We start from the raw sequence: 16,574 nt of genomic DNA, 5'->3' as shown, positions 1-16,574 counted from the left end.
GCATAAAACAAACTAACGAATAAAAATGGACAATTTTAAAATTATAGGCATTTCAACTGAAACGAAAAACGAATCAATGATTGACATTGAAACTCTTTGGGGCAAATTTTGGGGTGAAAATATCGCTGACAAAATACTGAACAAAGCAAGTAATGAAATTTATGCTGTTTATACCGACTACGAAAGTGATTATACAGGAAAATACACTTTAATAATTGGCTTTCCTGTAACTACATTTGACAATATTCCTGATAGTTTGGTAGGACGAAATATTTCGGTTGGTTCAAATGTGAAATATATCTCAAAAGGAAAAATGCCCGAAGCAATACTTAAAACTTGGACAGAAATATGGCAAGACACTCAACTAAATAGAGCTTACCGTGCAGATGTAACCGTTCACGGACAAAAGTATTATGATGGAGATAACGCAGAAGTTGAAACCTATATTTCAATTATTGAATAGAATTTATGAAGGGAAAATTAACTTTATCACAACTTCGTTTTTTGACATTAGAAAGTCAAGGATTAACAAAGTCATATCCTTTTGGAAAAGGTAAAGATGCAGTTCTTAAGGCATTAGAACATCTCGGATATTTACAAATTGACACTTTGTCTATTGTTGAACGAGCTCATCATCATACACTTTGGACAAGAATTCCCGATTATAAAACTGAATATTTAGATGAATTAGTTGAAGAACGTAAAGTATTTGAATATTGGTTTCACGCTGCATCTTATCTTCCGATAAAAGATTTTCGTTTTGCATTACCTCAAATGTTAGATGTAAAACAAAGTGAAACACATTATTACAATGCCGACACAAAAGTGATGAAATATGTTTTAGATACTATTCGTGCAGAAGGTCCAAAAAAAGCAAGAGATTTTGAAAATGAAACCAAAAAAGCTGGAAGTTGGTGGAGTTGGAAACCAACAAAAATAGCACTTGAAAGACTTTTTCTACAAGGCGATTTAATGATTTCAAGCAGAAACGGAATGCAAAAAACGTACGACCTCACTGAAAATGTTTTACCAAAATCTATTAATACAACCTTACCAACTGACCTCGAATTTGCAGAGTATCTAGTAAAAACCTATTTGAATGCCTACGGATTTACAACCGTAAAGCAAATTACACATCTTAAAACAGGAGAATTAATACGAGAAAATATTGCTAAAGTATTAAAATCAATGCTTCAAGAGGAAAGGATTCAACAAGTAAATATTGAAAATATGCCTCCTATTTTTATAAATAAAGACTTACTTGAAAAATCGTTAAACAAAACCACTTCAAGCATTCGGATTTTATCGCCATTTGACAATTCAATTATTCATCGAAACCGAGTAAAACAATTTTTCGACTTTGATTATAAAATTGAATGCTACACACCCAAAGAAAAAAGGCAATTCGGCTATTTTTGTTTACCTATATTATTGGGTGACAAATTTATTGGACGAGTTGATTGCAAAGCTCATCGTAAAGAAAAGGAATTTGAGCTAATACATTTGCACATTGAAAACACTAATATTGACATTGAATTATGGAGAGAACCATTTGTCGAAATTGTAAAATCTTTTGCAAATTTTAATGGTTGTAAACATATCAAATTGACAAAAGTTAGTCCATCAAAATTGACAGATAAAATAAGAGAATTATTAACCTAAAACAAAAAGCCAAACGCACAACAGCTTGGCTAGATTGGGGTTTTAGGCTTAATTTAAATTGGTCTTGTATTTGTGCCTTTTCTGTTTAACCGAAAAATAAATCTTAATTTAGTCACAAACCTCCTGAATACCAGAAAGTTATACGTCAGTTTACAGAACCGAAGAAATCAAATAAAAAATATGAAATTAAAGTTTATATCCATTCTACTAATTATTTTTAGCTATCCTATTTTTTCTCAAGAAAAAAAGGAAGTAATTAAAGGCGATGAATTAATAATTGAAATTCCTCAAAACGGTAAAGTAGTAAATGGGGTTTATATATGTAATCTATTTAACTGGAACATTGAAATTCCTAAAGGATATGTAATAACTGACATTAAAAGAATTGAAGAGTTAGAAAAGAAAGGTTATGAAGCTGTTAAAAATGAAGTCCCAAAGGGTATGCAAATCAGACAAAACCCTCCTCATTTGATTGGTTTCGAAATGGACAAAAGAAACAGCTTTTCTTCAAGTTTTGAAACATTAGAAGGAACTAAAAAAGTAACTCTAGAAGAAAACAAAAATTTTGTTGCCAAATTATTGAGTGATACTTATTCAAAAATTGCAACCTTAAAATTTGAACTTAACAAATCTGATTTAAAAATCGGAAAATATGATTTTTATAAAATCCAAGTTAGATTATATCATGCAAAAACTGATGAATTATTATTAACACAAGAATTTTATAGCAGCTTCATTAACAATCACTTATTCAGCGCTACAATGAATTATACGAATGAAAATGCAGGTATGCTGTTAACTTACAATTTTCTAAAATCATTGAAATAAGCACTTCAAAAATAGAAAACACCCAAGGAGTTCATGAATTCTCCCTGACTTGGCAAATAGGCAGGGAATGTCTTGGCAAGGAGACCATGGGGCAGGAATTACCAACATAAGTAGGCTAGGCAAAAAGACCCTTAATAAGCCCTGAAACCTGACAAGTTTCGAGGCTTTCTTGTTTACTTTGCGTTGGCGGGCATCGTCCGATTTTATCAAATGCGGCAGAGCTCTTTTTAATGTTTTTTACGCCTTATTTTCTTTTGAGAATGCAAAAGTGGCTTTTATTAAAAAGAATTTTAATTGTAGTTTAAATCCCATATATTTACTCACTGATTAAACAAATTAAGTTCATTTGAAGGTTTTTAGACGAACTGACGTTAGTGGCAAGTATAACAAAATCCAGTTGACAATTAACTAATAAAAGTATTTTAAAAATGGCTGAAAAATCATTATATGACCCAATAAATAAGACTGACACAGTTGTACAAGCGCAAACAGATATGCGCAGAGGTTATGCAAATGGTTCCATAGGTGTACTTGTTTCAGGACTTATGTGGCTCATTTCTGCAACTGTAATGTATCAATATTCTGCTAACCAGGCTGTTTGGACACTTTTAATTGGAGGGGTTTTTATTCATCCTGTGAGTGTACTTCTCTACAAAATAATTGGACTAAGTGGGAATCATACAAAGGGAAATCCATTAGGAAACTTGGGGATGGAAGGAACAATATTTATGATTATGTGCTTACCTATTGCTTTCGGGCTTTCATTACAATATACAGAATGGTTTTTTCAAGGTATGCTTCTGATTATAGGTGGAAGATATCTGACATTTTCTTCCATTTATGGAATTAGGCTTTATTGGTTTTTAGGAGCCGTTTTAGGAATTGCAGCATACTTATTATTTTACAATAGTGTACAGTCCTTTGGTACTTTGTTAACAGGTTCACTTATTGAAATTTCGTTTGGGCTTTTTATGTTTTTATCTTTTCGAAGAAACAATAAAAATGTTTAGAGTTGAAGTATTTGGTTCTGTCGCAGCTGTCAAGCATAAATTTACTTATTAGTTAGATAAATAGTACATTATAGGACTTATAGGCTATACACCACAATTTGACAACAATGAACGAAGAGATTAAAACATATAACGACAAACAGACTTCCGACGATAAGGCAATTTGCAACTTGCTCGCCCAGACTATTGACAACGTGTTGACCGAAGCAGAAAGCAAAATTTGGCACGCCCACCCTGTATGGTTTTTAGACGGTAACCCAATTGTTGGTTACAGCAAGCAGAAAGCAGGCTGGCGTTTGATGTTTTGGAGTGGTGCTGACTTTGAAGAAGACAATTTAAAGATAATAGGTGACAAATTTAAAGACGCTTCTATTTTCTACACTACAGTTGAACAAATCAATACAAAAGACCTTAAACGTTGGCTGAAAAAATCAAGAAATATTCAGTGGGATTACAAAAACATAGTAAAAAGAAAAGGACAATTAGAAAGGTTAAAATAAATTGACCGATTAACCTTAAAATATAAGCTATGAACAACGTAAATAATCACGATGAGCGTATTGCAAAAATGACATTCGCATCGGTGTATCCACATTATCTCACAAAAGTTGAGAAGAAAGACAGAACAAAAGATGAATTGCATCAGGTAATTGAGTGGCTAACTGGTTATGATGAAAAAAAGCTGCAAGCACTTATTGCAGACAAAGTAACTTTTGAAAAATTCTTTCAGAATGCTACACTAAACCCCAATGCTAGCCTGATCATCGGTGTAATCTGTGGCTATCGGGTGGAAGAAATCGAAAATCCATTAACGCAACAAGTAAGATATTTGGACAAGCTTGTAGATGAGTTGGCGAAAGGTCGTAAGATGGAGAAGATTTTACGAGTTGCGTAGCGTGACTTGCGGACGATTTTATAGCTTTCACAGTTGACACATATAAGTTGAACTACACGACTGAAAGGCCATTAATCGCCGAACTTTACAAAGGTAACCGGAGTGTTAAAAACAGACAAGCAAATGGTTTTTAGAGACACTATATATTGCCTTATTATACTTCCTAAAAGACATATTCAGATAATATTGTGAAATTAGACTTTTGAACTTATTTCATATACCCAATAATTCTTTTACTAGTTTTGACAGCTTCTAGCTCCTTTGAGATAGCCATACAAATAGATTTTTAGAAATACTTTGGCTCAGCCTTCTTCATTGATAGTATTCATAGCAAAACCAAGCTTTGAGAGGTCTGCAAATTCTACAAATCCATCTAAAAATTGGACCTGATTATAGGAAGAAATAGTGTCATCCAGACTAGAAATACACATCTGGTGGCGGGATTTTTCTGTAATATGTTTACATTCTTAAAATAAGAAAAATCCTGTTTTCTCACAACTATTCGGTATATTTGTTGGTAAAACGGAGATTTTTCACAGACTGACGTTATACAACATTTTAGAAAAAACATCTTATGCGAAAAACATTAATTCTTCTAGTTCTTTTTAATTCAATCAAGATCTTCTCTCAAAATAGCAGCGTAATTAATCTCTCCAAAATCAATTTTTGTGAATTATCGATTGATGATTTAAAACGTGAATACCCAGATTTAAAAGAAGTTATACTTGAAGAAATGGACTTGTGTTCTGACGGTTTTCGTCAAGATGGTAGATTTGAAAATAAAATTGGATACGAAAGTAAATTGTTTCCTGGTGTAATTTTTCAAAAATATCGACCTGATAATAATGCTGTAGCAAAAATTCACTTAACAAAAGAGTTTAAAGGATTTCTTCCTGACGGAAATTATATTGAAGTAAAAACTCTAAAAGCATCCGATATCTTAAAAAAGTACGACTCATTGAATTCTTGGACTTCTAGAGGTTGTTCAGATTACTTGGGCATAAAAAAGAATGACCAACTTTACTTTTATGTAAAAATCAATAAAAGCAAAAAACCGCAATATCCAATTGATGACAAATACTATTCAGATCAATTTATAGAAGGGATTGACATTATTTCTGACTGTTATTCTTACTACGAAAACACAAAAAACAGACCTCTTTATATTGTCGACGGAAAAGAAGAAACTGAAGAAATAATTAGCGATCTAAAGCCGGAAGATGTGGATTCCATAACTGTGTTGAAAGATAAAAGCGCGATCGAAAAATATGGTCAAAAAGGTAAAGATGGCGTGATTGAAATTTTCCTTAAAAAGAAGAAATAAAAACTTTTACAATAAAACACATATGATATGAATACTAGTTATTGCCTTGTTATTAAGTTTTAAAGTAAATTCACAGGAATAGGATAAAATCGCTTATTTTAATAAAAACACAAATTCAATTCCATATAAGGATTCGTTCCGTAAAGACGAAGCAGAAAACTTCCGAAAAATGTCAGAGCTATTAATTTTTCCTGTTAGTTATAATTTTGATAACAGAGGCAGCTTTGTCTTAAATCATCCCTCGATGGGCAAAATTAGTAATGGACAATTTGAAGTTGACAGAAAGCACTTTGCATTTGAAAACAATTTCAAGAACAGTACTTAATGTCAATATCTTCACACATAAGCCCTGTCATCCTTAATTTATCTCCCTGCCACTATCCTGTAAGTTGCTGCTTTAGTGCTTCGACTTTTCCAGCTCTTCAAATGAACTTTAACTAAACTCTTTGCCTTTTTTAAGCTGGATTGGCGATCTGATTTTAAACTATTAGCACTATCCCCATTTATCCTACCCTACTTCAATCTTAAACTTCCTATAGATCATAACGATCAACGGTTACACTTTTTAGATTTTCCGCCTAGGGAATAAGGCGCTCTAACCCCAATTAACAGTTCGTTAACAATATCGTATCCATTTGATGGTATTGAAAACTGGGGGTATTCCTCTTATTTTGACTCCTATAAGCAAAGGAAAATATTTATGCTGAATGTAAGTAGAAAAGAAAAAAAATGTGTGCGGTATATCGCCAATGAAATGTCAAAAGCAGAGCGATCTGTATTTGAAATTGAATTGTCATTAGATGATGAACTGCTGGCCATTTTTGAAAATTATAAAATGATTTGGGCTAATTATCCCCAATCCAATTTGCCTGTACCGACCCCTTCTTTTAATCAAGTTAAAGACAAGTACAGAAAATCCGAGCCCGGCACAAATACTACTTTATTTCTTTTTAGAAAACAAATTCTTTTTGCTGCTGCATCATTGGTTATTTGCTTGGGATTCTATTTCACTAAAAGCACAAGTCAGGGATATGCCAACCATAAAATGGCTAAAGTCGGAGAACGTCTAACGTTACTCTTGCCAGACAGCAGCACCGTTATTTTAAATTCTGGCAGTGATGTGAAGTACTTCAGTGATTTCGGAGAAAAAAGGGAGGTTTGGTTAGTTGGAGAAGCTTTCTTTAAAGTCAGACATAATAAAAACAGTCCTTTCATAGTCCATACGGACGCCTATGATGTAAAAGTACTAGGAACCGAATTCAACATCAATAACCAATCTAACGACAAAACAGTTTCACTTGAAAAAGGGAAAGTAAATGTATTGCTGAAAGAAAGCAATGACGAAATAAATCTATTGCCTACTGAAGAATTAGTTTGGAATTCAAAGACAAAGGCAGTTACCAAAAGAAATTTTGATGTTGGTAAAATTTCAGCCTGGAAAGACAACATTCTGATTTTGGATGATCTAAAGCTGCAAGACGCATTGCTTAAAATAAATCAATTCTACGGCGTACATTTTAGTATTAAGGATAGTGCTATTGCAAATCAGCGTATCAAGGGAGCTTTTAAAGAACAACAGCTTGATGAATTTATAGCTGCATTAGAATTCATATCGAATGTGACTATCACTAAAAACGGGAAAAATACTTTTGAAATAACTCATGAAAAATAATCAAATAAAAATAGGTAGCAGTGGCAGTGTCTCAGATGATTATTTATTTCAGCAAATACGGAATGGTCAAGAAGAGGCGATGGAATTATTATTCAATAAATACTACGAGCGGCTGTGCCGCTTTGGACTGGCTTATGAATCGGATTATTGTCTTGTAGAGGAAAAAGTGGCTGATGTTTTTATTGAATTATGGAATAACAGAAATATTCTTGACAGAATTAGGAACCCTAAATCATATATATATGTAGTAGTAAAAAACAGTTTGAAAAAAGTACAAAAGCTGGAGCAGTTTCATCAGCAAATTGATGAAACAAAAATCGGTAATACGATGAGTATACCCAGTATTGAGGTCGAGATTATTGACAACGAACAAAAGGAAATGAACAGGATTATGATTCGCGAAATATTAGATGTCATTCCCAAAAAGTCACGTCAGGCATTTGAACTCAGCAGAATAGACGGATTGAAATATAAGGAGATTTCCGAAATTCTGAGCATCACTCCTAAAACGGTTGAAAATCATATTGCCCTTGCGCTTAAATACATTAGTAAGGCTTTGGTAACTTATGAAAGAAGGGGAATAATTAATACCATTTAGTTGATGCTAAAAACCCCTCTTTTCTGACGATTAGTTTGAACATTAAAATTAAAATAAACAATAATAGATAAAATGAGAAAAAAAATTATAGTAACGTTATCCTTGTTACTTCAGTTAGGTGTTGGAACTAGTTATTCCAACACTCCAAAAACACTTGAAGTTTCTGAAAATTTCCCTGAAAAGGGAGAAATTAATTTAAATCTAAAAAATGTTTCAATAAAGAAAATTTTCAATCTTATTGAACAGCAAATAAATAACAGGTTTATTTATATGTCGGATCAAAAATTTCTTGAAAACAAAATAACCATAGCCATCAACAATCAAGATTTAGAGCACGTTTTGGAGGTTCTGAAAACGAAGACCAATCTTGATTTTAAGGTTACTAAAAATGGAATTTTGGTAAAAGAACTTACCAGCACAAAACAAAAATACGCTCAGGAGACCAGAAAAATTACAGGTACCGTTTTAGATCAGGCCAATTCTCCTATTCCCGGAGCTTCTGTATTTATAGCAGGAACGAAAATAGAAACATTGACAGATCTCAATGGGAAGTTTGCTTTAAATGTTCCTGTAGATGCAACCGTTTTGTCTTTTAGCTATATGGGCTTCGAAACAAAAACAGTAAACATAGAAAACAAAAATCAAATTAGTGTTGTCCTATTGGAAGGAGCTTCACAATTGGAAGAAATAGTAGTTGTTGGTTATGGCACGGAGAAAAAAAGAAACATCACAGCTTCCATTTCTTCCGTGAAAATGGAACAGATAAAATCCCAGCCAAAATCAAATGTTGTGGAAATGCTGGAAGGTCGTTTGCCTGGTGTTCAAATCATGAGTGACAATAGCCCGGGAGGAGGAACATCTATAAGAGTACGCGGATTTAGCACTATTAACAATAATGACCCACTGGTGATTGTGGATGGTGTACCGGCTTCCAATGGATTAAATGGAATCAATCCGTCGGATATTGAAACGCTTCAAGTATTAAAAGATGCGGCTTCTGCTTCCATTTATGGCTCGAGAGCTGCCAACGGAGTTGTTGTGATTACCACTAAAAAAGGAGATAAAACCGGGAAGAATAAGATTGTGTTTGACGGCTATTCCGGTATTCAATCCGCTTTTAATTTACCAACGATGCTAAATGCACAGCAGTATGGCGATTTGCTATGGCAAGCTACCAAAAACGATGGTAAAGTCCCTTCTAGTGCAATTTATGGTACTAATCCTGCTATGGCTACCGTCCCAGCCTATCTCAATACAGCACAAACCATCCCTAGCGGAGATACAAAATGGATAGATGAAATCATGCAGCCAGCTGCGGTTCATTCGTACAACCTGTCACTGTCCAAAGGAGACAAGAATGGGCAACATGCTTTTTCACTGGGCTATTTCAATCAGGAAGGAATTATAAAACATACGGGATTTGAGCGTTATTCCGCACGATTCAATTCTAATTATACGGTCAATGACTTCTTGACCATTGGAGAAAACTTCACAGCTTCTTACACAGAGCAGGTTGCAACAGGCACAAATATTTCTTTGGGAAGTATCGTTTATGATGCTTTGCAATTTCCTTCCATTGTTCCGGTATATGATGTGAATGGGAATTTTGCAGGAAATCCTATCAATGACATTTCGAATCCTTTGGGTAATTTAACCCGTGCAAAAGACAATAAACAAAAAAGGATCCAAGCTTTAGGGAATGTATTTGCGAGTGTAAAAGTCAGTGACTTCACTTTCAAAACCTCTTTAGGTCTCGACTTTCAAAATTACAATTACAGAGGCTTCTCCCCTGTTTATAACGAAATCCTAACTCAGAATGTTAAAAACTCTTTAACTACCAATAACAGTTTTAATTACCAGCTGACGCTATCCAATACCTTAAATTATATAAAGAAATTTGGTGCACATAATCTTGACATACTATTGGGTCAGGAAGCAATCAAATATTATTATGAAGGTTTTGGGGCGTCTCGCCAAAGTTTCCTTTATGAAGATCCAAATTTTAGATATTTAAGCTATGGGGCCGAAAATCAACTAAACAGCGGAACGGCTGATGAATGGGCACTGAACTCTTATTTTGGCAGAGTAAATTATAATTTCAATCAAAAATACTTACTTAGTGCTACCGTAAGGCGTGATGGAACTTCAAGATTAGCAAATAATAACTGGGGTACTTTCCCGGCTGTTTCAGCAGGATGGAGAATAGACAAGGAAACTTTCTTTGATTTCGGGAAGGGTTTCAGTTCTTTTTTATTGCGTGCCAGTTGGGGACAAACAGGAAACCAGCAATTGCCTTCCTATTCTACAGTAGACAGTTATTCAAACAATAATAACTATTCCGATTATGCTATTGGAGGAGGTCAAAATGCAGTTTCAACCGGTTTGACGCAAACGCGTGTTTCTAACGCAGATTTAGCATGGGAAACAACTACACAAAAAACGATTGGTTTTGATTTAGGTTTTTTCAGTAACAAATTAAATATTACAGCCGAATATTACACTAAAACCACTGATGATATTCTTGTTTACAATGTGATCCCATTAACCTATGGAGGGACTAATGATGGACAATGGATAAATGACGGACAGATGAAAAATCATGGTTTTGAATTGGATTTAAATTTCGGGGATAAGGTTCGGGACTTTAGTTATGATCTTTCATTGAATTTGACGGGTTATAAAAATGAGTTGACGGCATTAACTAATGTGGCTTATTTAGGAATCCCCAGTTCTTCGTTGCACAGTGTAAACTTTGATCAGGAAATATCAAGAAGTGCAGTAGGTCAGCCAGTAGGATCATTTTATGGTTATGTTGCTGATGGCTTGTTCAGAAGTCAGGAAGAAGTTACAAATTACGCCATGCAACCCAATGCACAGGCAGGTGACATCAGGTTTAAAGATGTTAATGGTGATGGTGCGATAAATACTAGTGACAGAACGTTTATAGGTTCTCCACATCCGGATGTAATGCTTGGTTTTAATGTCAACTTAAAATATAAAAACTTGGATTTGGGACTGTTTTTCAATGGAAGTTTTGGAAATGACATCTACAATTTGACCAAGTACAAAACAGGTTTCTTCAACCAGTCGGCTTACAATAAAGAGGCCACTTTATTAGGTGCCTGGACAGTAGACAATCCGAATTCCACTATTCCGAGACTGTCTTTAGACGATAAGAACAATAACATTCGTCCTTCTACTTATTACGTTGAGGATGGTTCTTATTTCAAATTAAACAATTTACAACTGGGTTATACTTTTGGTCCTGAGATCATAACTGGAATCAAATTACGTATGTATGCACAGGCCAGTAATGTATTTACCATCACAAAATATAGTGGTATGACACCGCAGATTGGACTTCAAAGCTATACATCCAGTAATAGAAACCTTGATATAGGTATCGACAGGGGAATTTATCCTCCTTCAAGAACATTCACAGTAGGTTGTAATTTAAACTTTTAAATTTTAGACGATGCAAATAAAAAAAACAATAAAAATAGTATTTCTTTTAGCTGTAGGCTTACAGATCAGTTCGTGTTCCGATAATTTCCTGGAGGAAGTTACCTATGGGGAAGTAAATCCTTCTGAAATGACACAACCGGCAAATGTAGAAAAGTCAATTATATCCGCTTACAGCATATTGAACGGTCAGATGGATGCAGCAAGTAACGCTCTAAATTCACCGGATTCCAATTGGAGTTTTGGCGATGTAACTTCAGATGACTCTTACAAAGGCGGTGGAGGAACCGGAGATCAGAATAATATCCATCAGATGGAAATTTACAAAGCCAATTCAACCACTATTGATGTAGAGCGCAAGTGGATGGCGCTTTATGAAGGTGTAAAACGAAGCAATGAAGCAATGCGCTTATTGAATGCTTCTGCAGCTTTTGATCCAACCTTAAAAGTAAAACGAATGGCAGAATTAAAATTTCTGAGAGGTCATTTTTATTTCGAGCTAAAAAAAATATACAATCAAATTCCGTATATCGATGAAACTGCAGCGACAGTTGCTGACTATGCGAAATCAAACACAACTTTTAGTTCAGAAGAATTATGGACAAAAATTGAAGCTGATTTTAAACAAGCTTATGCTGATTTACCGGCTACACAGGCAGAGTTAGGACGACCAACAAAGATAGCCGCTAAAGCCTATTTGGCAAAATGCTATGTATTTCAAAACAAGTGGCAATTAGCCTATGACGCAACCACTGAAGTGGTCAATAGCAGCTATGGTCTGTTAGCAGATTTTCAGCAAGTATTTTTGCCAGAAAATGACAATTCCAAGGAAATTATTTTTGCTGTACAACATTCTGTAAAAGACGGTCAGCCCAGTAATTACAACGGAAGTATAGGAGATCGATTGTCAGCTCCAGGAGGGCCATTTTATTCCCAGTATGGTTTTCACCGTCCGTCACAAAATTTAGTAAATGCATTTAAAACGGATGCCAATGGATTGCCATTGGAAAACAATGCAAACATTATGGTCTCAGACAATGTAGATCCTCGTTTGGATATCACAGTTGGTCGTCCGGGAATACCGTATAAGGATCTAGGGATTTTGTACCAGGATACCTGGGCAAGGGATCTGGCAACTTATGGTTCGTTTTCCCCTAAAAAACGCATCGTTTCTGCAAAATCTCCTTACCATGTAACAGTTTGGCCATACGTAAGTGCTTTAAATTATTATATAATGCGATATGCAGAGGTTGTATTATGGAGAGCGGAAGCGGCCGTAGAAATTGGTAAACTGGAAGAAGCCAGAACTTTGGTAAATCAAATTAGACAACGTGCAGCTAATTCAGCCTATGTAAAAACCTTAGACGGAACAGCAAATGCAGCTAATTACAGCATAAGTACTTATAATTCAGTTTGGACTGTTCCGGCAGAAGCCCGAAAAGCAGTTCGTTTAGAAACGCGTTTAGAACTTGCTATGGAAGGCCACCGATTCTTTAATTTAGTACGCTGGGGTGAATCCGATACGGTTTTAAATACGTATCTGACAGTAGAAAAAACGCGAAGAACTCATTTGACTAACGCGATATTCGTCAAAGGGAAAAACGAGTACTTTCCAATCCCACAACGCTATATTGATGCATTGCCGTCCGGTACGGTAACTCAAAACAACGGGTATTAAAAATTAAATTAATAGGGCAATCCAAAAACGGTTGCCCTATTTAATTCCTAAAAGATGAAAAAAATAGTTTGTATTATCGTACTGCTTGGATTTATTTCAGGCTTCAGCCAAACGGGAAAAGGATTTGATTTGAGTTTTAAAGCTTCAGCTTCCCCTTCCCTGGTCCAGGATAAAAATTTTTATTTACTGACCGCAATTCAGAACGACAAAGCGGTTAGCGAAATCTTAGAAAGCAGCAGTGTTTTAAAAGCAATTTACCAGCAACAGGAAGTAGCGATCGCAACGCAATCAGACACTTGCAAAGACGATCCGAAGTGTTTTCTAAATACCTATCAGTTTAAGGAAGCTGATCTTAAAACTATTGCTGATGAACTGCAGGTCTTGGTGAAAGAAAAAAAAGTTTTACAGGATTTCATAAAAAATAATTTACGCCCATCGGGTGCGTATGAGTCTTTTAAAAAAAGTACGGATGCCGCCCTATTTGTAAAAGCGTGGCAAGTCTGTGCTTCAGGAATGAACCGTATTATAAATATCTATGGACTTGGTGAGGCCCCACAATATGCTGCAATTGATTCTGTATCCTATGCTGTAAAATCGGACTATTATAAAGGTGCGCTTTACCAGTGGAATGCTTTTTTAGCGCATAAAAAAACAAAAGAAAACAGCTTGTTTTTTCAGGCCAGTTTAGATTTTTCGTTATCCCTACTGTACCTGAATCATCGGGATGAAGTGGCGCGGTACGAACCATTGGATAAAAATGAAAATAAGAAAGCCATTGCAAATTTAAAGAACGTAAATTTCAATACTTTTGACTATGCAACTATTTTAATATTAGGGAATGGACCCGAGAATTATCAGGACCGGTTATCTGCACTGGGAAAATTGAATTTAGCCCTCGGTGTAGCAGAATATAAGGCAAAAAAGGCACCATTAATTATTGTTTCAGGAGGGCATGCCCATCCGTTCAGAACTCCCTATTGCGAGGCAATCGAAATGAAAAAAGAATTAATGCAGGTTTATGATATACCCGAAGAGCATATTCTTATTGATCCGTATGCCAGACATACTACTACCAATTTGCGCAATGCCAGCCGATTGATGGCTGCTTACCAAATTCCAATGCATAAGAAAAGTTTAGTTGTTACCAACAGCAGACACAGTAGTTATGTAGAAGACAAAAAATTTGAAGCTCGTTGTATAGAAGAATTAGGATATTCGCCGGCAATAATTTTAAAAAGAGTAAATTCGACTACTATAGAGTTCATTCCTGCTATAGCATCGCTTCATCAAAATCCAATCGATCCTTTAGATCCTTAATTTTAGACTATGAAAAAAACAATCGTTGCTCTTCTTACTTTATTAGCAGTAGCTTGTCAACCTTTAAGGAATAAAACGGCCGATACTAAAGAAAGCCTACCGCTTGTAAAAAAAGTAAATGTTTTTTTGGGTACTTCCGGTGATCATGGACAAATGTCTCCTTCCGCTTCCTCTCCATTCAACATGATGAGCATTGGTCCGCAAACCTACCCGCATATTCATTCGGGATACGAACATTTGGCTAAGGACTTTAGCGGATTTACACATACGAGAATTGAAGGCGTAGGGTGTTTAGGGAGCGGCGGCAATTTATTAATCAAACCCATATTGGCAGGAAATAGTAAAACTCCTTTAGTAAAAAAAGAAGAATCGGCTGAACCTGGTTTTTATGGCGTAACATTTGAAAATGGCATTCAGGCCCAGCTGCGGATAAAACATAACTTTGGCATTCATCAATATACTTTTCCATCAAAAGACGGTGGACTGTTCATTGATTTGTCACATGCATTCGTAGATCGTTTTGTCGCGGAAGAACACCATATCGCAGGCAATACAATAAGTGGATGGATCGATACCAAAACTACTTGTGACAAAGGGGTATATCGCATCTATTATGCCCTTGAATTCTCCAACTTTGGTTCTGCAAAAAAGGCTGCGGAGCATCAATATATCATTTCAGCATTGCAGCATACTGGAAAAATGGAAGTTCGAATAGGGTTTTCATCTGTAAGTATCCCTTACGCCAAAGCAAAAATAGAATCGATTAGCGCTGATGCAATTGGTGCACAGACTACAGCTGAATGGAATCACCTTTTGAACAGAATAAAAGTAGTAGGTGAAAAAGATCGGGAAGATCTATTTTATTCGCTATTGTACCGCGGTTTACAAGCACCCTTTTTAATATCGGAAACCGACGGGACGTATAAGGCGATTGATGGATCGGTACAGACAGCCACGCATCCGATTTATAATGGCTGGGCGATATGGGATAATTATCGCGAGCAATTACCAATGCTGTCTTTGGGATATCCGGAACGCTTTAGTCCTATTGTACAATCTATTGCGAATTTATATCCTTATGGAAAAAACAATTGGGCTACGATGCACGAGCCCTCTCCTACTGTCCGCACAGAACATGCCATAGTTGTTTTATTGGATGCGTATAAAAAAGGGTATCCTGTTAATTTCACTGCCATCAAGGATTCTTTAATTGCTGAAGCAGACCGGTTAGACTATAGCGCTCCGGACAAAGCTTTGGAGTCTTCTTATGATAGTTGGGCACTATCAGAAATTCTTAAGATCACTAAAGATACTATATTAAGCAAAAATTATATGGATAAGGCATTAGCCTATAAATCCCATTGGAAGAAGGACTTTGCTGATTTGTCCCGGAAGGATATTGATAAAATGCCAGCACGGGGTTTGTACCAGGGAACCATTTGGCAATACCGTTGGTTTGTTCCTTTTGATATAGCAGGCTTAAAGATACTGGCAGGTGGAGAAACTACTTTTTTGAGTCAATTAGATCAATTCTTTGCAGAAGACAATTACAATCATGCCAATCAACCTGATTTACAAGTACCTGGAATGTATAATGCCACATCTCAGCCTTGGAAATCACAAAAACTGTTTCGAAACATTATGTTAGACACAGTGGTTCAGAGTTATTTTAACGACAACAGTAAAGGAATTGACTCCTACATTGGCAGGATTTATAAAAACGAGGCACAGGCTTATATCCGAACGATGGATGATGATTCGGGAACGATGTCATCCTGGTTTGTTATGCGAAGTATTGGTTTATCTCCTGCCAATATCGGAAGCCCGATTTATTACCTGACGGCACCAATATTTAAAACAGTACGTCTTAATTGGGAAAAAGGAAACCCATTTGATATTGTAGTACAAAATTATGATAAAGACCATTTTTACATTACTTCAGCCACTTTAAATGGCGCGCCTCTGGATAGAAATTGGCTAACACACGAAGAAATTACCAAGGGAGGAACTTTACTTCTAAAAACTTCCGCTGAGCCCAACAAAGAATGGGGTACCCAAAATCAATGGATTTCAAAAGCGGAGCATTGATTTAAAAGGAATTGGCTTCAAGAAAGCGAATTGCTCTACT

General features: G+C 35.6%; 14 protein-coding genes. All 14 read left to right on the top strand.

Annotated elements, in window-relative coordinates; all coding sequences use genetic code 11:
- Positions 1-25: 25 nt before the first annotated feature.
- The 14 genes from ACNQGN_RS11620 (at position 26) to ACNQGN_RS11555 (ending at position 16,534) form a co-directional block, all read left to right on the top strand.
- A complete protein-coding gene (locus tag ACNQGN_RS11620; protein ID WP_417988000.1) occupies positions 26-463 on the top strand; it encodes a GyrI-like domain-containing protein in 438 nt (145 codons plus the stop codon).
- Positions 464-468: 5 nt separating this feature from the next.
- On the top strand, positions 469-1,662 hold the full coding sequence (locus ACNQGN_RS11615; protein WP_417987999.1) for a winged helix-turn-helix domain-containing protein: 1,194 nt from the start codon (positions 469-471) through the stop codon (positions 1,660-1,662).
- Positions 1,663-1,842: 180 nt separating this feature from the next.
- Positions 1,843-2,490 carry a hypothetical protein gene (locus ACNQGN_RS11610; protein WP_417987998.1) on the top strand — a complete coding sequence of 216 codons (648 nt, stop codon included), beginning with the start codon at positions 1,843-1,845 and terminating at the stop codon, positions 2,488-2,490.
- A 428-nt stretch (positions 2,491-2,918) separates the two neighbouring features.
- Positions 2,919-3,500, top strand: a complete 582-nt coding sequence (locus ACNQGN_RS11605; protein ID WP_417987997.1) for a DUF7010 family protein — start codon at positions 2,919-2,921, stop codon at positions 3,498-3,500.
- Between the two features lie 107 nt (positions 3,501-3,607).
- Positions 3,608-4,000, top strand: coding sequence for a DUF1801 domain-containing protein (locus tag ACNQGN_RS11600; RefSeq protein ID WP_417987996.1), 393 nt, complete (start codon positions 3,608-3,610; stop codon positions 3,998-4,000).
- Positions 4,001-4,029: 29 nt separating this feature from the next.
- The gene (locus ACNQGN_RS11595; RefSeq protein WP_417987995.1) at positions 4,030-4,395 is read left to right on the top strand and encodes a DUF2200 domain-containing protein; all 366 of its coding nucleotides are present in this window, start codon (positions 4,030-4,032) and stop codon (positions 4,393-4,395) included.
- Positions 4,396-4,969: 574 nt separating this feature from the next.
- A complete protein-coding gene (locus ACNQGN_RS11590; RefSeq protein WP_417987994.1) occupies positions 4,970-5,719 on the top strand; it encodes a hypothetical protein in 750 nt (249 codons plus the stop codon).
- A gap of 169 nt (positions 5,720-5,888) precedes the next feature.
- Positions 5,889-6,044 (top strand): hypothetical protein, encoded by a 156-nt coding sequence (locus ACNQGN_RS11585; protein WP_417987993.1) that lies wholly within the window; start codon positions 5,889-5,891, stop codon positions 6,042-6,044.
- A 375-nt stretch (positions 6,045-6,419) separates the two neighbouring features.
- On the top strand, positions 6,420-7,391 hold the full coding sequence (locus tag ACNQGN_RS11580; protein WP_417987992.1) for a FecR family protein: 972 nt from the start codon (positions 6,420-6,422) through the stop codon (positions 7,389-7,391).
- Entirely contained in the window at positions 7,381-7,989 is a 609-nt protein-coding gene (locus tag ACNQGN_RS11575) for a sigma-70 family RNA polymerase sigma factor (RefSeq protein WP_417987991.1), read from the top strand. Before ACNQGN_RS11580 ends, ACNQGN_RS11575 begins: the two co-directional genes overlap by 11 nt.
- Positions 7,990-8,061: 72 nt before the next feature.
- Positions 8,062-11,454: a SusC/RagA family TonB-linked outer membrane protein gene (locus ACNQGN_RS11570; protein WP_417987990.1), complete on the top strand. Its 3,393-nt coding sequence runs from the start codon at positions 8,062-8,064 to the stop codon at positions 11,452-11,454.
- 10 nt (positions 11,455-11,464) lie between these two features.
- Entirely contained in the window at positions 11,465-13,129 is a 1,665-nt protein-coding gene (locus tag ACNQGN_RS11565; RefSeq protein WP_417987989.1) for a RagB/SusD family nutrient uptake outer membrane protein, read from the top strand.
- A gap of 54 nt (positions 13,130-13,183) precedes the next feature.
- Positions 13,184-14,446, top strand: a complete 1,263-nt coding sequence (locus ACNQGN_RS11560) for a YdcF family protein (protein ID WP_417987988.1) — start codon at positions 13,184-13,186, stop codon at positions 14,444-14,446.
- Positions 14,447-14,455: 9 nt separating this feature from the next.
- The gene (locus ACNQGN_RS11555) at positions 14,456-16,534 is read left to right on the top strand and encodes a glycoside hydrolase domain-containing protein (RefSeq protein ID WP_417987987.1); all 2,079 of its coding nucleotides are present in this window, start codon (positions 14,456-14,458) and stop codon (positions 16,532-16,534) included.
- Positions 16,535-16,574 lie beyond the last annotated feature (40 nt).

The organism is Flavobacterium rhamnosi, from assembly GCF_048286515.1.
Classification (GTDB): Bacteria; Bacteroidota; Bacteroidia; order Flavobacteriales; family Flavobacteriaceae; genus Flavobacterium.
This window is presented reverse-complemented; position numbering and strand designations above follow the sequence as displayed.